The following is a 20,897-nucleotide window of genomic DNA, read 5'->3' as shown; positions in this document are numbered from 1 at the left end:
CCTCCTTCCTACTTGCTAGCCTTTGCAGATGACTTAACAACGATCAATGAGTTCTTGGCACCTGGCACGTTACCCTTGATCATCAAGACGTTCTTGTCTGCAACAACTTTTTCTACTACTAAGTTTTCAATAGTAACAGTCTTCACACCCATGTGACCTGGCAACTTCTTGCCCTTTGGCACGCGGTTGATGATTGAACCCATTGAACCTGGAATTCTGTGGTAACGGGAACCGTGAGTTTCAGGACCACGTGATTGGTGGTGGCGCTTGATGTTACCTTGGTAGCCATGACCTCTTGAAGTACCAGTAACGTTGACAACGTCACCTTCCTTGAACGTCTCCACAGTAACTTCTGAGCCGACTTCGTAGTCACTAAGCTCTACTCCGCGGAGTTCACGAATGAAGCGCTTAGGTGAAGTCTTTGCCTTATCAGCATGACCTTTTTCTGGCTTGTTGCTCAAAACTTCACGCTTGTCTTGGTAGCCCAATTGTACAGCTTCGTAACCGTCGTTTTCTACAGTCTTAACTTGCATAACAACGTTTGGAGTTGCTTCAATAACAGTTACTGGTACAAGAACACCATCTTTAGTGAAGATTTGAGTCATGCCAACTTTTCTTCCTAAGATTCCTTTGGTCATGATTACACCTCTTTCTATCTAAAAATTAAAGCTTGATTTCGATGTCTACGCCGCTTGGCAGATCGAGCTTCATCAATGAGTCAACCGTCTTAGGGGTTGGGTTCAAGATGTCGATCAGGCGCTTGTGGGTCCGCATTTCGAATTGTTCACGTGAGTCCTTGTTCTTGTGTGGTGAACGCAGAACAGTGAACAAAGTTCTTTCAGTTGGAAGCGGAACTGGACCTGAGATTTCAGCGCCAGTTCTCTTCGCAGTGTCCACAATCTTAGCAGCTGATTCATCGAGAATGCTGTGTTCGTAAGACTTTAATCTAATACGAATCTTTTCATTTGCCATCTAATTACCTCCTATACGTCTTCTTTAAAAGATGACTAGCTCGGCGAAAATTCCCTGCACAACCACTGTGGCAATGCAGCCTGGTGTGCCGCAACCTTCCGCGTCGAAGCTAACTACAATTTGTACTCAGAGGGCATCTTCCCTCTCAAAAGCACTTTATCTAGTATAAGGCCTTAAGCCTTAAATAGCAAGGGTTTAGCCCGATTTTTTTAGAAAAAGTTTTCTGGAATTGCTTTCGTTTTGCGGAGAATTTTTTCTTTCCTTTTTAAAATATTTCCAGAAGAGAATTTTTTCTTAAAAAATACAAAAAATCCTAGCAAGGACATAAAATATCTTTGCTAGGATTTCTGTTTTGGTCTAAATCAAGGCTTAGATCATGCTAGGAAGCATTAAGCGTTGCCGCCGCGCTTCTTGATGATTTCAGCTTGGATTGACTTAGGACATGGTGAGTAGTGGTCCATAACCATCGTGAAGGTACCACGGCCTTGAGTGGATGAACGCAGAGTAGTTGCGTAACCAAACATTTCTGACAATGGAACCATCGCGTTGATAACCTTGGCACCTGCCCGGTCTTCCATACCTTCCATTTGGCCACGACGAGCAGTGATTGAGCCCATAACGTCACCAAGGTATTCTTCTGGAGCGATGACTTGAACCTTCATGATTGGTTCAAGGATAACAGCGCCGGCCTTTGCAGCAGCGTTCTTCAAAGCCAATGATGCGGCAACCTTGAAGGCAGCTTCACTTGAGTCGACTTCGTGGTATGAACCGTCGTACAGCTTAGCCTTAACGTCGATCAATGGGTAGCCAGCCAGAACACCGTTCTTCATGGCTTCTTGCAGACCAGCGTCAACTGATGGGATGTATTCACGAGGAACTACACCACCGACAATGGCGTCTTCGAATTCGTAACCCTTGCCTTCGTTTGGAGTAAATTCGATCCAAACGTCACCGTATTGACCCTTACCACCGGACTGACGAACAAACTTACCTTGAGCTTGAGTCGGTACAGTGAAGGTTTCACGGTAGGCAACTTGTGGTTCACCGATGGTTGCTTCAACGTTGAATTCACGCTTCATACGTTCAACCATGATGTCCAGGTGAAGTTCACCCATCCCGGAGATCAAAGTTTCACCAGTTTCTGGGTTGGTTTCAGCCCGGAAAGTTGGGTCTTCTTCAGTCAGCTTTTGCAAAGCGACGTCCATCTTGTCCCGGTCAGCCTTTGACTTAGGTTCAACTGAAACTTGGATAACTGGAGCTGGGATGTCCAGGCTTTCCAGAATCAATGGGTGAGCTGGGTCAGTCAAAGAGTCACCAGTAGTGGTGTTCTTCAAACCGATGGCACCAGCGATGTCACCTGAGAAGACTTCTGGGATTTCAGTACGTGAGTTGGCGTGCATTTGCAGCAAACGACCAACACGTTCACGTTGGTTCTTTGAAGCGTTCAATACGTAAGAACCTGATTCCAATGAACCAGTGTAGACACGGATGAAAGTCAAACGACCAACAAATGGGTCAGTAGCGATCTTGAAGGCCAAAGCTGCGAATGGCTTGTTGTCGTCAGCCAGCAGTTCAACTTCGTTGCCGTCCTTGTCGTGGGCGATGTAAGGCTTAACGTCAAGTGGTGATGGCAGGTAGTCAACAACACCGTCAAGCATCATTTGCACACCCTTGTTCTTGAAGGCTGAACCAGCAAATACTGGGAAGGCCTTCAAATCCAAAGTTGCCCGACGCAAAGCAGCCTTAAGTTCTTCGTTGGTAATTTCTTCACCGCCAAGGAACTTTTCCATGATGTCGTCGTCAACTTCAGCGATCTCTTCGATCATTTCTTCACGACGGCTTTCGGCTTCTTCCTTGTATTCGTCTGGAACTGGAATAGTTTCCCAGTTTGCGCCCAGCTTGTCTTCGTCGTAGACGTCGGCAACCATGTCGAACAAGTCGATAACGCCTTCGAATTGGTCTTCAGCACCGATAGGCATTTGAACGGCGATAGCGTTAGCGTTCAAACGTTCGTGCAGACTCTTAACTGAGAAGTCGAAGTTGGCACCGATCTTGTCCATCTTGTTAACGAAGACGATCCGCGGAACACCGTAGTTTTCAGCTTGACGCCAAACGTTTTCAGTTTGTGGTTCAACACCTGATTGAGCGTCCAGAACAGTTACGGCGCCGTCAAGGACACGCAGGGAACGTTCAACTTCGATAGTGAAGTCGACGTGTCCTGGGGTGTCGATGATGTTGATCCGGTGGTCCTTCCATTGCGCAGTAGTGGCTGCGGAAGTGATCGTGATCCCACGTTCCTTTTCTTCTTCCATCCAGTCCATTTGGGAGTCACCTTCGTGAGTTTCACCAATCTTGTGGATCTTACCAGTGTAGTAAAGGATACGTTCAGTAGTAGTAGTCTTACCGGCGTCGATGTGGGCCATGATACCGATGTTGCGAGTCTTCTCTAATGAGAATTCACGTTTGTTAGCCATAATTTTCTATCTCCTTAGATAACGAGCACTAGATTAGAAACGGTAGTGAGCGAAGGCACGGTTGGCTTCTGCCATACGGTGCACGTCTTCACGCTTCTTAACGGCTGAACCAGTGTTGTTTGAGGCATCGATCAATTCGTTTGCCAAACGTTCATCCATAGTGTGTTCGTTACGCAGGCGGGAGTATGAAACAAGCCAACGCAATGCCAAAGTAGTTTGTCTTTCTGGACGAACTTCTACAGGAACTTGGTAGTTAGAACCACCGATACGGCGAGCCTTAACTTCCAAAACTGGCTTAACGTTGTTCATGGCTTCTTCAAAGACGTCCATTGGTTCCTTGCCAGTCTTGTCCTTGATGATGTCAAAAGCATCGTACAAGATTGATGAAGCTTGAGCTCTCTTACCATCCTTCATCAAGTGGTTGATCAGCTTAGTAACCAGCTTTGAGTTGTAAACTGGGTCTGCTAAAACGTCTCTCTTTGAAACATGACCTTTTCTTGGCATTATTTAAGTCCTCCTTTAACCCTTCTTAGCACCGTACTTGGAACGAGCTTGCTTTCTGCCGTCAACACCAGCAGTGTCAAGGGCACCACGAACGATGTGGTAACGTACACCAGGAAGGTCCTTTACACGGCCCCCACGGATCAGGACAACTGAGTGTTCTTGCAAGTTGTGGCCTTCACCTGGGATGTAGGCAGTAACTTCAGTCAAGTTTGAAAGACGTACACGGGCGTACTTACGCAAAGCTGAGTTAGGCTTCTTTGGCGTCATAGTACCGACACGAGTCGCAACCCCACGCATTTGTGGTGCTGGGTTGAAGACTTGTTCCTTCTTCATGCTGTTGTAGCTGTAGTTCAAGGCTGGTGACTTTGACTTAGTAGTCTTTGAGTGACGGCCTTTTCTAACCAATTGATTAATGGTTGGCATTAACTAGTTCCTCCTAAATTTATATATCATTTTGTTCACATATCCGGGAGTTTCTTTTTTGCCTCGCGGAGTAATCTTCAAAACATACATCTGTTAGTATACTCCATTTGCCAGCCAATGCAAAGCTTTTTTTCAAGAATTTCCTGTCTGGAAAAAGCTGCGCTTCTTCACGCGATGACAGCGTTTTCCATCTATGCTAAGATTGGTTTTAGACGAAAAATATTAATTTGCAGTTAGTAGAAATGAAAAAATGAGGTAAAAAATGATCAAATTAATTGCAATCGATACTGACGGCACCCTGCTCAACTCACAAGGGCAAATCCAGTCCAGCAGCAAAGAAGCCATCTCTAAGGCACTTGAACGCGGCGTTAAGGTCGTCCTTTGCTCCGGCCGGCCAATTGCCGGCTTGGCCCCTTACATGGATGAGCTGGGGATTAAGGGCGAAGACCAGTACGCCGTGACTTTAAACGGGGCAATCAGCCGCAAGGCCAGCGGGGAAATCATGACCAGCGACTTGATCGCCAACTCAGTTTACCGGCAGCTGACGGCCTACGCCCTGTCTTTAAAGCTTCCCTTCAATATCGTTGACTTTGAATCCCGGATCATCACACCTAACCACGACATTGACCCGATGGTTTACCAGCAGGCTTACGAAAACCAGGCCGTCCTTTACGTCAGAAATGTCGAAGACTTCCCGGAAAAGGGCCAGGCTATCGCCAAGGCCTGCTTTGTCGGCAGCGAAGCTCTTTTGGACAGAGTTGAAGACCAGGTCAAGGAAGACTGGGGACAAGACTTCAACGTTCTGCGGACTGACGCCCGCTTCCTTGAATTGCTCAATCCCAAGGTTAATAAAGGCCAAGGACTGAAAGAACTCTGCGGCCGGCTGGAAATCGCGCCAGAAGAAGTCATGGCCATCGGCGATGAGAGAAACGACTTAGACATGTTTGCTTTTGCCGGCACCAGCATAGCCATGGGCAACGGCAATGACTTGGTCAAGCAAGCTGCTGACTATGTGACCGCAAGCAATGATAAAGACGGGATTGCCCAGGCTTTGGAAAAATTCGTGCTGAACAATTAAAACTGATTTTCCCTACCATCTAAATTTTTTGCCTTTTAAAAAAATATTGGCCAAAAAGGTGTAATAGTAATTGGAGGGAAAAATATGCTCAGCAAAATCATATCTTTATCTTGCGGTCTTTTGGCAGCTCTCATTGCCGACCGCTACCGTTATAATACCTTTCTTGAGTGTAAAAGCTGGCCGGCGGATGACCTGCCTTACATCATCCTGGCCGGCAATTTATCGGTTCATACTGACTCCAATTTTGAAGATTTTGGCATTTTCCTACCGTTTCTAATCAACTTATTTTTAATGGTCGTCAGCGACCTGCATGAACAGTCTTTTGATACTTACCTGCTCGTCGTGCCGCTGGTCACCGGGCTGATACAGTTTTTTCAGGCACCAAATACTGAAGGCCTGGGGCAGGCTGCCTTTTTTCTGGCAGTCTTGGTCTGGCTTGCTTTTACAGGGAAAATGGGCAGCGGGGACGTCTGGTTTTATATAATTACGGTCCTAAACTTCTCTGGCCTTGTTGCCCTAAAGAGTTTCTTGCTTGCCTCCCTGCTCGCCATCGCCCACGCGCTTTGGCAAAAGCGGCCAGGTAAAGAACCCTTCGCCTTCCTGCCCTACTTATTCTGGGGCCTCAACCTCCAATTTTTCCTTTAGGGCAAAACAAAAAACGTTCGGATGACTTTGAGCCATTCGAACGTTTTTTGTTAATCAAACTGAATTACTTGCTTTCAGTTTCCTTGTTTTCGTCTTCCATCTTCTTTTCCAGGTCAGCGATTGAGTAAACTGAGTCTGGTTGTTGAACATCGGCCTTTGGCACTTGGTCGCGGTAAATTGGCATACCAGTACCAGCTGGGATGATCTTCCCGATGATGACGTTTTCCTTCAAACCAAGAAGCGGGTCGTTCTTGCCGCGGATTGACGCGTCGGTAAGAACACGGGTGGTTTCCTGGAAGGAAGCAGCTGACAGGAAACTGTTGGTTTCCAAGGCAGCCTTGGTGATACCCAGAATGTCAGCCTGGGCAGTAGCCGGGATCCCGCCACTGATGATGACGTCACGGTTTCTGTCGCGGAATTCAGCGATGTCCATGACTTCACCTGGCAAGATGTCGGTTTCACCTGGGTCAAGAACCCGGACCTTCTGCAGCATCTGTCTGGTCAAGACTTCGGCGTGCTTGTCGGCCAGATCAACACCCTGAGTCCGGTATGACTTCTGGACTTCAGCCAGGATGTATTCTTCAGTCGTCAAGGTGTCAGTTACCTTGATCAATTCCTTAGGGTCGATAGAACCAGGGATCAGCTTGTCACCACGGTGGATTTCATCACCTTCCTGAACTGCTGGCTTAGCAGTGTAAGGAATGGTGTAGACTCTGGTGTCGATCTTGCCCTTAACGGTGATTTCCTGCAAGTGTTCAGCCGCGTTGCTTTCGATCTTGTCAACAACACCGTCAACTTCAGAGATGACCGCGCGACCCTTAGGGTTGCGGGCTTCGAACAATTCTTGCACACGAGGCAGACCTTGAGTGATGTCTTCTGCGCCGGCAACACCACCGGTGTGGAAAGTACGCAGGGTCAGCTGGGTACCTGGTTCACCGATTGACTGAGCGGCAACCGTACCAACTGCTTCACCGATTTCAACTTCTTCGGCAGTGGCCAGGTTCCGGCCGTAACACTTCCGGCAGATACCGTGGGAAGTGTTGCAAGTCAGGATTGACCGGATTTGGACTTCCTGCACGCCAGCGTCAACGATCTTCTGCGCCATTTGTTCATCCATCAGGACGCCCTTAGGGCAGATGACTTCACCGGTTTGCGGGTCACGGACAGTCCGATTGGTAAAGCGGCCTACCAGACGGTCGTAAAGTGATTCGATCAAGCCGGCATCCTTGTCAACGATGGCCTTGGCAGTAATGCCGCGGTCAGTGCCACAGTCGTCTTCACGGATGATAACGTCCTGGGCAACGTCTACCAGACGACGGGTCAGGTAACCAGACTGGGCGGTCTTCAAGGCCGTGTCAGTCATCCCCTTCCGGGCGCCGTGAGTGGACATGAACAGTTCCAGAACGGTCAGACCTTCCTTGAAGTTGGAGATAACCGGGATTTCGAACAATTCACCACTTGGAGTGGCCATCAAACCACGCATACCAGCCAGCTGGGTAAAGTTGGAGATGTTACCACGGGCACCAGACTGCTGCATGACGGAGATTGGGTTCTTTTGGTCCTTGAATTCGGCAATTTCCTGTTGAACGGCATCCTTACAGTCAGTCCAGATCTTGATGATGTTGTCGTGACGTTCCTTGTCGGACAGCTTGCCCCGGCGGAACATCTTGGATACCTGCTTAACCTGCTTGCGGGCTTCAGCAACCAAGGCATCCTTGGTCTTGGTTTCCGGAACGTCGGCCATACCGATAGTCAAGCCGGAGATAGTTGAAGCTGAGTAGCCCATTTCCTTCAAGTCGTCCAGGTATTCAGAAGTTCTTTGTACCCGGTAGCGCTTGTAGATTTCAGAAATAGTGTCACCCAGGAAGCCCTTCTTGAATGGGGTAGCCACCAGGTCCTGGCCAACTTCAGCAATCTTGTCGTGGATATCCTGGCCGTCTTCCAGGAAGTACTTGTCAGCCATTGGCTGCTTCAAGTTGTCCTGGGTTGGTTCGTTGATGTAGAAGTAGTCGTCTGGGAAGAGGGAGTTGAAGACCAAGCGGCCGTAAGTAGTTACGAAAATGCTGTCTTCGTGGCCCGCGCCCCAGTCCTTCTTCGGCATTGAAGCTGCTGACACACCGATGATGGTGTGGTAGTGAATGTCGCCGTTGTTGTAGGCAATGGTTGCTTCTTCTGGAGTAGCAAAGATCATGCCTTCGCCTTCCCGGCCGATTTCAGCCTGGGTCAGCCAGTAGTTACCCAAAACGATGTCCTGGGACGGAGTAACGATTGGCGTACCGTCCTTAGGAGTCAAAATGTGGTGGGCAGCCAGCATCAAGAGGCGGGATTCAGCTACAGCTTCGTCTGACAGCGGCACGTGGATGGCCATCTGGTCACCGTCGAAGTCGGCGTTGTATGCTTCACAAGCCAGTGGGTGCAAACGCAGGGCCTTGCCTGGGACCAAAACTGGTTCAAAGGCCTGGATTGACAGACGGTGCAGGGTAGGTGCCCGGTTCAAAAGAACTGGACGTTCCTTAATGACGTATTCCAATACGTCCCAGATGTCGTCGTCTTCACGGTCGATCTTGCGCTTGGCGTTCTTGATGTTGGAAGCAATACCCCGACGGACAAGTTCCCGCATAACGAATGGCTTGAACAATTCCAGAGCCATTGGACGCGGAACACCGCATTGGTAAAGCTTCAGCTTTGGAGAAACGTCGATAACTGAACGGCCGGAGTAGTCAACACGCTTACCAAGCAAGTTTTGACGGAAACGCCCTTGCTTACCCTTCAGCATGTGTGAGATAGACTTCAGTGGCCGGTTGCCTGGCCCAACAACTGGGCGGCCCCGGCGGCCGTTGTCGATCAAAGCGTCAACTGCTTCTTGCAGCATCCGCTCTTCGTTTTGCACGATCAAGCCAGGAGCGTGCATGTCCAGCAGCTTCTTCAACCGGTTGTTACGGTTGATAACCCGGCGGTAAAGGTCGTTCAAGTCTGAAGTGGCGAAACGGCCACCTTCCAGTTGAACCATTGGCCGCAAGTCCGGCGGAATAACCGGAACAGTTTCCATAACCATCCATTCAGGCTTGTTGCCGCTGTTTCTGAAGGCATCAAGGATGTCCAGCCGGCGGATGGCCCGGGTCCGCTTTTGCCCCTTCAAGGTTTGCAGTTCTGCCTTAAGGGCAGTAACTTCCTTGTCCAGGTCAACCTGCTTAAGCAGGTCGCGGATAGCTTCGGCACCCATCTTGGCTACGAAGCGGTTGCCGTACTTGGCCTTTTCTTCCCGGTATTCAGCTTCAGTCAAGAGCTGCTTGGCTTCCAGGCCAGTGTCACCTGGATCGATGACAATGTAGGCCGCGAAGTAGATGACTTCTTCCAATTGCTTTGGAGATACGTCCAAAACCAGCCCCATTCTTGACGGAATACCCTTGAAGTACCAAATGTGGGTTACAGGAGCAGCCAATTCGATGTGGCCCATCCGTTCCCGGCGCACGTGAGAGGTCGTTACTTCAACCCCGCACCGGTCACAGACGATCCCCTTGTAGCGAACGCCCTTGTACTTGCCACAGGCACAAGCGTAGTCCTTGGTCGGCCCGAAGATCCGTTCATCGAACAGACCGTCTTTTTCTGGCTTCAAAGTCCGGTAGTTGATGGTTTCCGGCTTCTTAACTTCCCCGTAAGACCAACTTCTGATCTTGTTTGGTGAAGCCAAACCAATCTGCATGCTTTCAAACTTATTTACGTCGATCAAAGTTTAACCTCCCAATTACTTTGAAGCCTTGTCGTCGTCAGCAGTTTCAGCTTCATTTGCATCAGCATCTGCTTCAGCTGCATCTGCACCTTCTGCTTCAGCTTCCGCGGCGATTTCGGCCTCTTCTTCGGCCAACTTCTTCTTTTCTTGCGCTTCCGCAAGGCGAGATAAAGTATCGATGTTTACGTGTTCATTTGAGTCTTCGTCCATGTCGCGCAGTTCGACTTCGTTTTCGTCGCTGTCCAAAACGCGCAGATCCAGGCCCAATGATTGCAGTTCCTTGACCAAAACGCGGAATGATTCAGGCACGCCTGGCTTAGGAATTCTTTCGCCCTTGACGATCGCTTCGTAGGCCTTGACACGGCCGACAACGTCGTCAGACTTGTAGGTCAGGATTTCTTGCAGGGTGTAGGCTGCACCGTAGGCTTCCAAAGCCCAGACTTCCATTTCACCGAAACGCTGGCCACCGAATTGCGCCTTACCACCCAAAGGCTGTTGGGTAACAAGTGAGTAAGGCCCGATTGACCGCGCGTGGATCTTGTCGTCGACCATGTGAGTCAGCTTTAGGTAGTACATAACCCCGACTGAAACCCGGTTGTGGAATGGTTCACCGGTCCGGCCATCGTAAAGGACAGTCTTACCGTCTGAGTCAACGCCGGCTTCGCGGACAAAGTCCCAAACGTCATCTTCGCTGGCCCCGTCGAATACTGGAGTAGCCACGTGGATACCCAAGGCGCGGGCTGCCCGGCCCAAGTGGATTTCAAGCAGCTGCCCGATGTTCATACGTGATGGCACACCCATTGGGTTCAAGCAGATGTCGACTGGAGTACCGTCTGGCAGGTAAGGCATGTCTTCAACTGGAGCAACCAAGGCAACCGTACCCTTGTTACCGTGACGACCGGACATCTTGTCCCCGACTTGAATCTTTCTCTTTTGCACGATGTAGACCCGGACCAGGGTGTTGACGCCTGGTGCCAGTTCGTCGCCGGCTTCGCGGGTGAAGACTTGAACGTCTTGAACCACACCGCCACCGCCGTGAGGTACCTTCAATGAAGTATCACGGACTTCACGGGCCTTTTCACCAAAGATGGCGTGCAGCAGTCTTTCTTCAGCGCTCAGTTCAGTGATCCCCTTAGGGGTAACCTTGCCGACCAGGATGTCGCCGTCGTGAACTTCGGCACCGATCCGGATGATCCCGTTTTCGTCCAGGTCCTTCAAGGCATCTTCACCAACGTTAGGGATTTCCCGGGTGATTTCTTCCGGCCCCAGCTTGGTGTCACGGGCTTCTGAGTCGTAGTCTTCAATGTGGATTGAAGTGTAGACGTCTTCCTTAACCAGGCGTTCGCTCAGCATGATGGCGTCTTCGAAGTTGTACATGTTCCAAGTGGTGAAGGCGATAACCGGGTTTTGACCCAGAGCAAGTTCGCCGTCAGCCATTGACGGACCGTTGGCAATTACCTGGCCGTCAACAACCTTGTCGCCGCGCTTGACGTTTGGCGTCTGGTTGTAGTTCTTAGTCGCGTTTGACCGGCGGTACTTTTCAAGGGTGTAAGTATCCAAAGTCTGGTCTTCGCGGCGGACGCGGATTTCGTTTGCGTCCACGTATTCAACTTCACCGTCTGCTTCAGCCAGCAAAGCGTCACCGGAGTCGTGACCTGCCCGGTATTCCATACCAGTAGCCACAAGCGGACCATGCGGGTTGATCAAAGGAACAGCCTGACGTTGGTGGTTGGCCCCCATCAAGGCCCGGTTGGAGTCGTCGTTTTCCAGGAATGGAATACATGCGGAAGTTACGGAAACAACCTGCTTTGGAATAACGTCCATGTAGTCGATCCGGTCTGGACTTACTTCGACGTTGTCTTCCCGGTGCCGGCAAAGAATCACGTCATCAACGAAGGAGCCGTCTTCGTTCAAAGGAGTGTTGGCCCCGGCGATGATGTAGTTGTCTTCTACATCGGCAGTCAAGTAGTCGATCTTGTCGGTAACCTTGTGGGTTGCCCAAGAAACGCGCCGGTATGGAGTTTCCAGGAAGCCGTACTTGTTGATGATGGCGTAAGTGGCCATGGAGTTGATCAAACCGATGTTAGGACCTTCTGGCGTTTCGATTGGGCACAGACGGCCGTAGTGGGTGTAGTGAACGTCACGGACTTCGTAGCCGGCCCGGTCACGGGACAGACCACCAGGCCCCAAGGCGGACATACGCCGCTTGTGGGTCAATTCACCCAGCGGGTTGTTTTGGTCCATGAATTGAGAAAGCTGGGATGAACCGAAGAATTCCTTGATTGAACCAACGATTGGCCGGATGTTGATCAATTGCTGCGGAGTAACCGTAGCCGCGTCTTGAATTGACATACGTTCGCGGACAACCCGTTCCATCCGGGCCAAACCGATCCGCATCTGGTTTTGCAGCAATTCGCCAACCCGGCGAATGCGGCGGTTGCCCAAGTGGTCGATGTCGTCGATGTTGCCGACGCCTTCTTGGAGTTCCAGGAAGTAGTTGACAGCAGCGATGATGTCGGCTGGAGTGATGCACTTAACGTCTTCGTCAATGTGACCGTTGGAGATCAGCTTGATTTCCCGGTCTGGAATTTCACGGGAGAAGACCTTGATTTCCTGAACAGTTACAGGTTCTGGAATCGCGCCTTCGTCAGATGGAGTGTAGGTAACAGTCTTGAAGTCGTCGCGGTCCAGGTAGTCCTTCAGAACGTCCATGACTTCGTTGTTGACAACCGTCCCCTTGGCAGCCAGAACTTCCCCAGTGTCAGGGTCAGCCAGGGTTTCAGCCAAAGTGTAGCCCAAAAGCCGGTTCTTCAAGCTCAGCTTCTTGTTGACCTTGTAGCGGCCAACGGCAGCCAGGTCGTAGCGACGTGGGTCAAAGAAGCGGGAAACCAAAAGGCTCCGGGATGAGTCGGTAGTCTTAGGTTCACCTGGACGCAGACGATCATAGATGTCCTTCAAAGCTTCTGCTACCCGGCTGTCTGCTGGGTTCTTGTGAACATCCTTGTCCAAAGTCAGGTCCAAAGTGTCGCTGTCGCCGAAGATTTCCTTGATTTCACTGTCGGAGCCAAAGCCCAGAGCCCGGACCAGGACAGATAAAGGAAGCTTCCGGGTCCGGTCAACCCGGACGTAGGAAATGTTCTTGGCGTCAGTTTCGAATTCCAACCAAGCCCCGCGGTTAGGGATAACAGTCGTGCCGAAGATTTGCCGGCCGTTCTTGTCGAATTCGCCACTGTAGTAGACACCAGGTGATCTAACCAGCTGGGAAACGATAACTCTTTCTGCCCCGTTAACGATGAAGGAGCCTGACTTGGTCATCAGCGGTAAGTCGCCGAAGAAGACGTCTTGGGTCTTGATTTCGCCAGTTTCGTGGTTGGTCAATTTCAGAGTCACGTGCATTGGAGCGGAGTAAGTCGCGTCATGCTTGCGTGATTCATCGACAGTATACTTAGGTTCTTGCAGCTTGTAGTCGACGTATTCCAGGGTCAAGCGGCCAGAAGTGTCGCTGATTGGCAGAATGTCGTCAAAAACTTCCTTAACGCCTTCGTCAAGGAACCACTTGTATGATTCAGTCTGTACGTCGGTCAAGTTTGGCAGCGGCAGGATTTCCTTAATCCGTGAGAAGCTGCGTCTTGTCCGGTGTTGTCCGTAATTTACTACGTGTCCGTTTAGCAAGGAAAACATCCTTTCTATCCTGTTGAAGAGAGCAAATATTACATTTGTGTTACATTTTAAAAAGGCCGGGATTTTGGGCATAAAAAAGACAAAAACGAACCAGTCGTTTTTGTCTTTATCATTTTACTGGACAATATATCAGTAAAATCCTGAACTTCAGCCTTTTAAATCGCCCAATATTGTACCACTAATTTTAAAGCAAAGCAAGCCCTAGCGGCCGCTAAAAAGCATGGCCGCCTGGCTGGCCAGACCAACCCCAGTGAGCTGGTAGCCGCCAGCCGTGATATTCCAGAAAATCTGCTTGCCTTGCGGGCTGAGCTGGGACTTGATTGCAACCGGCTCTAAAGCGATCCGCAAGTCTCGCATCACCTTGCCCAGGTAGACCTTCTGTTCCAGCTGCTGCTTAGCTTCCAGCAACGCCTCCCGCTCTTCTCTTGGCATTTCGTCGTAAAGAGCGTCGATGATATCGCTGTAAAGCAGAATCCGCCCGTCAGTCTTCTTGCTTGCTTCTTGTTTTGCCTTTGTGGCTGCTTCTTTTTTCTTTTTGCCAAACATAATCTGCCTCCAAAAATAACATAAACAATCTTTTGTTACGCTAAATTATAGGCAGATATTCACATCTGTCAATAAAAAATTCAGTCTTTGCAAATATTTAAAGAATACGTGCAGCCGCTCGCTGCCGGCCTAGCCCTTGACCTTTTCGCCGGACTTGGCCTTGACGATTTCAAAGCGCAGCTTGCCGCCCCGGGCGCCAATCTTGACCGTGTCGCCGGCCTGCAGCTTTTCGCTGACCAGGTCCTGGGCTAATTCGTCTTCAACTTCATCCTGGATGGTCCGCCGCAATGGCCGGGCCCCCATTTCCGGATTGTAGCCGTCCTTGGCCAATTGGTCCAAGGCAGCTGGCGACAGGCGCAAAGTAATGTCTTTTTCCGCCAGCCGCTTGAGCAGTTTCCGGGTCAGAAGCGTCACGATTTCCCGCAGCTGCTTGGCATCCAGCGGCTTGAAGACGATCTTTTCGTCGATCCGGTTCAAAAATTCCGGCCGGAAGAAGTCCTTGGTGGCCTTGGTTACCTTTTCCGTGATCAGCTTGCCCTGGTCTTCCTGGCTGGCAGAGAAGCCCACGTGGCTGTCAGCCTCCAGGCTTCTGGAACCAAGGTTGGAAGTCATGATGATAATCGTGTTTCTGAAGTCGACCTTTCGGCCCAGGGAGTCAGTCATGAAGCCTTCATCCAGCACCCGCAGCAAGACGTTGAAGATTTCCGGATTGGCCTTTTCCACTTCGTCAAAAAGAACGACTGAGTAAGGATGTTCCCGGACCTTGTTGGAAAGCTGGCCCCCTTCTTCGTAGCCAACATAACCAGGCGCTGACCCGATCAGCTTAGAGGAAGATTCCCGGTCCATGTACTCTGACATGTCGACTCTGATGATGTTGTCTTCTGAGCCAAAAACTGCCTCAGCCACGGCCTTGGCCAGTTCAGTCTTGCCGACCCCGGTTGGGCCCAGGAAGAGGAAGGAACCGATTGGCCGGTTCTCATCCTTCAAACCGCTTCTTGACCGGCGGATGGCATTAGCCACGGCCTTGACGGCATCGTCCTGGCCAATGACTCTTTCATGCAGGATCCCTTCCAGGCGGGCCAGGCGCTTGTTTTCACTGGTCTTGAGCTGGGTTACCGGAACCCCGGTCCAGATGGAGACCACCTTGGCCACGTCTTCAGCACCAACGACTGACCGCTTTTCATCCTTGCCGGCCAACTTTTTAGCAATCTCGCTGCGCTTTTGCCGCAAGGCGACTTCCTGGTCGCGCAGCTTGGCCGCTTGGGCAAAGTTTTGCTTGGCTGCTTCATCGTTCTTTTGCTTGAGAGTCCGGCTGATTTCCAAATCGATTTCAGCCAAGTCCTTGTCTTCGCCAGTGTCATTGGCCAGTTTAACCGCCGCACTGGCTTCATCGATCAAGTCGATGGCCTTGTCTGGCTGGTAGCGGTCGGCAATGTAGCGGCTGGACAAGTCAACTGCTGCCTGCAGGGCTTCTTCTGACAAGGCTACCCGGTGGTAGTCCTCGTACTTGTCCTTGATCCCATGCAAAATCTGCAGGGTTTCTTCTTCATTTGGCTCAGCCAGGCGGACCAGCTGGAAGCGGCGGACAAAGGCAGAGTCTTTTTCCATGTGCTTGCGGTATTCTTCAAAAGTCGTGGCCCCGATCAATTGAATATCCCCGCGGGCCAATGCCGGCTTCAAGGTGTTGGAGGCGCTCATCGCCCCTTCCGCGTCCCCGGCCTTGACCAAAGAGTGGATTTCGTCGACAAAAAGAATGACATTCTTGCTGGCAGTAACTTCCTTGATCAAGCGGTCCATCCGCTCTTCAAATTCACCCCGGTAGCGGGTACCGGCCACCATGCTGTTGACGTCCAGCGAAACCACCCGCTTGTCAGCCAGATCCCGGGGAACCTTTTTATCAACGATTGCGCTGGCCAAAGCTTCTGCGACCGCGGTCTTGCCGACCCCAGGCTCACCGACCAAAAGGGGGTTGTTCTTGGTCCGCCGGGAAAGGATCTGAATCACCCGGTCCAGTTCCCGCTGGCGGCCGATCACCGGGTCAATGTCACCTTCTTTAGCCCGCCGGTTCAAGTCGATCCCAAACCGGTCCAAAATCGGCGTCTGTGACTGGCTTGCCCCAGCGGCTGGCCGGCTGGCCTGGCTGCTTTCCCCAGTCACCTGGTTGGCATCATCCAGTTCGTCTTTCAAGTTGTCCAGGTCCACGTCCAGGTTGCGCAGGATCATGGCTGACAAGATCTGCTCGCTGGAAACCAAAGCTTGAAGAATGTCCGTCGTTTCAATTTCCTTGCTGGACCGGAGTTCAGAATTCCGCTTGGCGTAGTCCAGCGCCAAAGTCAGCCGGGGAGAAAACTCCATGTAGCTGGTTGGGGCCGCTGAGCCGTAGCCCGTGTAGCGCTCGATTTCTTCCCTGACCCCGGCCGGCGTCACGTTCATGGTCCGCAGGATCTTGCCAGCCTTGCCGTCAGCTTCGATTACCAGGGCCAAAAGGACATGCTCAGTCCCGATCAGGCGGTGGTGAAACTCCTTGGCTTGTTCCTGGGCAATTTCCAAGACCTGTCTGCTGCTTTTACTGTATGAATTTTGCATATAAAAATCGCCTCACACCGGACCTAGTTGCCTAAAGCTACTGCCGCTATCTGCTCTAAGTACTTCTGGTCCAAATCATCAAAATTGTTCAAATTAGTCGAGTCAAAGTCGTACACGCCCCAGAAATTGCCGCTCCGGTCAAAAATCGGCACGACGATTTCTGAATTGGAGGCACTGTCGCAGGCGATATGGCCTGGGAAGTCATGGACATTGGCCACGATCTGCGTCTTCTTTTCCAAGGCGGCTTTCCCGCAGACCCCCTTGCCCAGCTGGATGTGCACGCAGGCCGGCATCCCCTGGAAGGGCCCCAGGATCAATTCCCCTTTTTCAAAGCGGTAAACCCCGGCAAAATTGACGTTTTTCATTCCTGCTTTCAAAAGGGCCGAAACATTGCCGGTATTGGCGATCCAGTCGCTCTCCCCGGCCGTCAAGGCCTTGGCCTGCTCAAGCAATAACTCGTACTCCGCCTGACTTGCTGCTGCCATGATTTCCTCCTTCGCGTCTGCCAAATAATAGGTAAAAAGGCAAAAATTGCTATGCTTGCAAGCATAACATTTCCCGATCTTTTCGACAAGCCAGGTGCCCTGCAGATCTATTATAAGGCAAAAAGAAAAGACCCGCTAACTAGCGCAATGTCATTAAGTTAAGGGATTGACATTGACCATAGATCGGTTCTAAATAAAAACTTGTTCAATATCACGCCGTTTTGGTGTGATCCTTGAACAAGTTTTTTTGTTTCTACGCATGACAAAATAGTCCTTAGTAGGACTTGAAAGCTATGCAAACCTTACAAAATTAGAGCCGGTAATTGAAAACTACTGCACTTCTTGGATGTATATTTCGATTGTAACTTCGGTTTGGCCTAATCATCCCGATATACATCGAAATCATATACAGTAACTCCTCATAATTCTTCTTTAGCCATCCAGCACCTAGTAAATAATGTGCTAAAAAGAACGCCATGGATAGGTTTATCTGGTATGGGCTGTCAGATTTTGACTTAGGATGCGGAGCATAAGCCTGGTTCACCATGGTCATTATCACATTGTAGGCAATCAGATGGGCATACAGCTCCATCTTTACAAACTCGTCTTTCTTGGAATGGAACTGGATTCCGCAGTCATCGTACTTAAGTGTCTTGAAAGACTTCTCAATTCCCCAGCGTAAATTGTATAGTTCTTTCATTCTGTCGAGCGGAAACTTATCTGCGTCAAGATTAGTTACCAGGACTTCCCACTGCTCCTTATTCGGAGCATCATCAGGGTTGATTCTGAACTTGCATACACGGAATCTCACATGACAAAACTGTTTAAAGTCCCAGCTGTTGTCCTTACTATTCTTGGATTTGAACTTCTTGTACTGATGATTTACATGGTTTACCAGATGTATATTGAGATGATCTTTGTTTTGGGTATAGAAATGGTTAGATGTAGTTACCCAGCAGTCAAGGATACCGTCATATTCTTCATCGGGCAGCTGGCTGATTTCCTTGATCGCAGTGAAACCCGTTTTTGACCTTATCACGTAGTAGCAGTCTTTGTTTACGTTGCAGTGCTGAATCATATTGAAGGATAGATATCCGCGATCCATCAAGACGATATATTTTCCGCAATCAAGCCTAGAAAGCATCTCAACGGCTGCCTTTCGTTCATCCATCCTGTTCTTAGGTTGAATCACACAATCTTGATAGATCTTATTTTCAAGATCGTACAGGGCATTAAGATGAACCTGGCAGTAAGGTTTGCGATTGGCGCCTTCAAAACGGACGATATTTTCAGATTTAGGATTCCATACTTGATTAAAGTCTGAGCCGTCAATGGCAAACAGTCTATATTCATCATTGTATAGTTTTAGACTCGTAAGATTCATATTAAGCTGGTCAAAAATGTATCTGAATATGTCAGGTTTAAGCTTAGCTTTGGCTTGTACAAAAGCGGAAGCTGTAATACTACAGCCAGAAAGCGATATGTTCTTGAACAGCTCCTTCTGAATGCTCTCGGACTGCATATTGATGATCAACATAATCAGCTTAGAAACGTCAATCACACGGTGTCTGCTAAAAGCAGTTGGTTTGGTGGTAAATTCCGAAATTTTGGATACCGCTTCATTGATAATAGAATCAAGTAGAGCTAAAATATTTACAGGTAGAGATTGAGATTTCATAGTTTACACAGCTTTCAATATATTTCTACTGTTTACGAAAAACGTGGGAGTGCTAATGACACTTCCACGTTTATTTTTATTCCGAATCCTACAAAAGTCAAAAGAACCGTACTACCCAAATTTTGGATAATACGGTTCTTTCTTGTTGTCAATCCCTTAACTTAATGACATTGTAACTAGCGAGTGCTATAAGAAATGTGGAAGAATGTGCGCTTGATACCGGCTGGTTCACATTATGGTCAAGATATTCAGCTTTGCGACTATCACATCATCGATATCTCTACTTCCAGCACCGACATGCCTGGCTGGAACATACCCAGCACATAACATAGGACTCTGCCGGCTTCCATTTCTCTCACGAGCGTTCACTGCCAAGCTTTCGCATTGACAGCGTGGGCGATCTCTGCACTCGATATGCTCACATCACCTGTACGGCTGAAGCCGCAGACAATGCCTTTATCCGAAGATGAGCAACCGAACTGTCTCACGAGTTCTGAACTCGCTTCTCGCATGTTCTTCCATTTGAGGAATTGCATGCGCGGTCGTAGAAACCGATTGCTGCCAAAACAACTTATCGGCTTCCCGTCCGGTGAGCCATCTGCACCGAAACAGCCGCTTACGCAACTGCTCAAGTAACAGATGGCATTCCGGCCATTAGCCTGCCCGCATGGATCCTTGTGGATCCTTCAATTCTTTACAATGCTTTATTGTATCTTGGATGATCAATCAAAAAAGTAAGATTCATCATTGCATTCATGTCCCGATCTACAACCTTATTGTAGTTCGGGCATTTTTTGTTGTAGCACACATATTCATTGTGCTTGGTGCCATGCTTCTTATTGCCAGAAAGAGTAATCTTCTCATCGTCCTTCTTGACGTTGCCGCACGCTGCACAGCGCTGGGTGCTTGGATAAAAGCGATTGGCAATCACCAATTTGACCCCGGCAGACTTGCACTTGTATTCGAGATAGCTGCGAAAGCGTCCAAACAGCGCACGGTGCACGCCTTTTGAAGCGACATGGCTCATAAGCATGCCCTTGACGTCCAGATCCTCAATGCAGATTGCATCATATTCTCTGACAAGGTGAGTCGTGTACTTGTGCATCGCGTCATCCTGCATGCGGTGAGCACGCTCGTAAAGCTTCTGAAGCTTGATTCTCGCTTTTTGATAGCTTTTTGAGCGCTTCCCGGCAATCTGGCCATTTTCTTCCAGCTTTCTTGCCAGAATCCGCTGCTGGTGCTTGATGTTCTCATAGACTCTTGCCAGCTTGACGGCGCCATTGTTTCCTTTGTGCAGAAAATAGTGTTCTCCTTCTGCATCATTGAAATGGCTGACATTGACGTCAATTCCTGTCTTCTTACCCGTATGCTTGTGAATGTATGGTGGCGTCTCATACTTGTAAGGAACCGCCATGTAGTAATGGCCGTGTTCACGGTAAAAGCTTATCGTCCCAAATTCCGCATTTTTGGGGATTTCAGAAAATCTTATGCTATGCCATTCGCCCTTATAAGGTGCTGGGACAGGCAAGGTCAGCTTCCCGTGGTTGCCTTCCTTTGCGAGCACCACGCCTTGATTCAACTTAAAGCCTTGACGTTTGGCTTTCTTGGATTGAAAAACGGGGCGTCCGGCACCTCTTTTAACTTTGAGTGCCTTATCTTTTGCAAACTTCTTGAATGATTTGCCCAAGTCAGCGCATGCTTGCTGCAGGATACGCGAAGAAATCTGCTTTTCCCATGACTGTTTGTTTGCCGTAAGCTTTTTCTGAATCAGTGCTGCGGTTGGGTAGTATCTAGATATAAATAACTTCTGCTCTTCAGTAAATTGCCGTTCTTCTTTTGGCTTCTTGAATTCCATCAGAATCTCTGGACTGACTAACATACGATATTCCGAATAGGTCGCATTCCACAGTTCTAGGGCCTTATTGTAGCAATAACGGCGATAGTCACACCACTGGTCCAAGACGTGAGCCATAGTAGCATCTGGATATAAACGATATACGTGAGTCCTTTTGGTTGTCATTTGTCTTCACCTCTTTTCGACAAGCATATTTTAGCACTTATTCCAACTATTTTCCAAACACACGTTCAAAAAAGA

14 protein-coding genes are annotated in these 20,897 nt (G+C 49.5%); 2 read left to right on the top strand and 12 right to left on the bottom strand.

The genetic code is table 11. From position 1 onward, the window contains the following. Positions 1 to 8 precede the first annotated feature (8 nt). From rplC to rpsL, 5 genes are all read right to left on the bottom strand, one after another. A complete protein-coding gene (rplC, locus tag ACYVUT_RS01985) occupies positions 9 to 638 on the bottom strand; it encodes a 50S ribosomal protein L3 (protein WP_002878214.1) in 630 nt (209 codons plus the stop codon). Between the two features lie 25 nt (positions 639 to 663). Then, positions 664 to 972, bottom strand: a complete 309-nt coding sequence (gene rpsJ / locus ACYVUT_RS01980) for a 30S ribosomal protein S10 (RefSeq protein WP_008460094.1) — start codon at positions 970 to 972, stop codon at positions 664 to 666. A 389-nt stretch (positions 973 to 1,361) separates the two neighbouring features. Next, entirely contained in the window at positions 1,362 to 3,446 is a 2,085-nt protein-coding gene (gene fusA / locus ACYVUT_RS01975) for an elongation factor G (protein WP_484499265.1), read from the bottom strand. Between the two features lie 33 nt (positions 3,447 to 3,479). Beyond that, positions 3,480 to 3,950 carry a 30S ribosomal protein S7 gene (gene rpsG, locus ACYVUT_RS01970; RefSeq protein ID WP_002878218.1) on the bottom strand — a complete coding sequence of 157 codons (471 nt, stop codon included), beginning with the start codon at positions 3,948 to 3,950 and terminating at the stop codon, positions 3,480 to 3,482. A 15-nt stretch (positions 3,951 to 3,965) separates the two neighbouring features. Further along, entirely contained in the window at positions 3,966 to 4,373 is a 408-nt protein-coding gene (gene rpsL, locus ACYVUT_RS01965; protein ID WP_003613306.1) for a 30S ribosomal protein S12, read from the bottom strand. Between the two features lie 262 nt (positions 4,374 to 4,635). Between rpsL and ACYVUT_RS01960 the strand changes: the two genes are divergently transcribed. Then, complete coding sequence (locus ACYVUT_RS01960) at positions 4,636 to 5,451, top strand: Cof-type HAD-IIB family hydrolase (protein ID WP_439774788.1); 816 nt, start codon at positions 4,636 to 4,638, stop codon at positions 5,449 to 5,451. 84 nt (positions 5,452 to 5,535) lie between these two features. Beyond that, entirely contained in the window at positions 5,536 to 6,096 is a 561-nt protein-coding gene (locus ACYVUT_RS01955) for a hypothetical protein (RefSeq protein WP_439774789.1), read from the top strand. 64 nt (positions 6,097 to 6,160) lie between these two features. On the opposite strand, the gene rpoC is transcribed toward ACYVUT_RS01955, so the two are convergent. The 7 genes from rpoC to ACYVUT_RS01920 form a co-directional block, all read right to left on the bottom strand. Next, positions 6,161 to 9,826: a DNA-directed RNA polymerase subunit beta' gene (rpoC, locus tag ACYVUT_RS01950; protein WP_484499802.1), complete on the bottom strand. Its 3,666-nt coding sequence runs from the start codon at positions 9,824 to 9,826 to the stop codon at positions 6,161 to 6,163. A 15-nt stretch (positions 9,827 to 9,841) separates the two neighbouring features. After that, positions 9,842 to 13,507: a DNA-directed RNA polymerase subunit beta gene (gene rpoB, locus ACYVUT_RS01945; RefSeq protein ID WP_439774791.1), complete on the bottom strand. Its 3,666-nt coding sequence runs from the start codon at positions 13,505 to 13,507 to the stop codon at positions 9,842 to 9,844. 201 nt (positions 13,508 to 13,708) lie between these two features. Further along, entirely contained in the window at positions 13,709 to 14,053 is a 345-nt protein-coding gene (locus tag ACYVUT_RS01940) for a bacteriocin immunity family protein (protein WP_484499801.1), read from the bottom strand. A 129-nt stretch (positions 14,054 to 14,182) separates the two neighbouring features. Continuing rightward, a complete protein-coding gene (locus ACYVUT_RS01935; protein WP_484499800.1) occupies positions 14,183 to 16,639 on the bottom strand; it encodes an ATP-dependent Clp protease ATP-binding subunit in 2,457 nt (818 codons plus the stop codon). 23 nt (positions 16,640 to 16,662) lie between these two features. After that, a complete protein-coding gene (locus ACYVUT_RS01930) occupies positions 16,663 to 17,124 on the bottom strand; it encodes a GAF domain-containing protein (RefSeq protein WP_439774794.1) in 462 nt (153 codons plus the stop codon). Positions 17,125 to 17,434: 310 nt separating this feature from the next. Continuing rightward, positions 17,435 to 18,802, bottom strand: a complete 1,368-nt coding sequence (locus tag ACYVUT_RS01925; RefSeq protein ID WP_484499632.1) for an IS4 family transposase — start codon at positions 18,800 to 18,802, stop codon at positions 17,435 to 17,437. Positions 18,803 to 19,496: 694 nt separating this feature from the next. Further along, entirely contained in the window at positions 19,497 to 20,822 is a 1,326-nt protein-coding gene (locus ACYVUT_RS01920; protein ID WP_484499799.1) for an RNA-guided endonuclease InsQ/TnpB family protein, read from the bottom strand. Positions 20,823 to 20,897: the final 75 nt, after the last annotated feature.

It is taken from the genome of Lactobacillus sp. WILCCON 0059, assembly GCF_057197985.1.
Note: the sequence above shows the minus strand (reverse complement) of the source record. Positions and strands in the feature narration are given on the sequence as shown.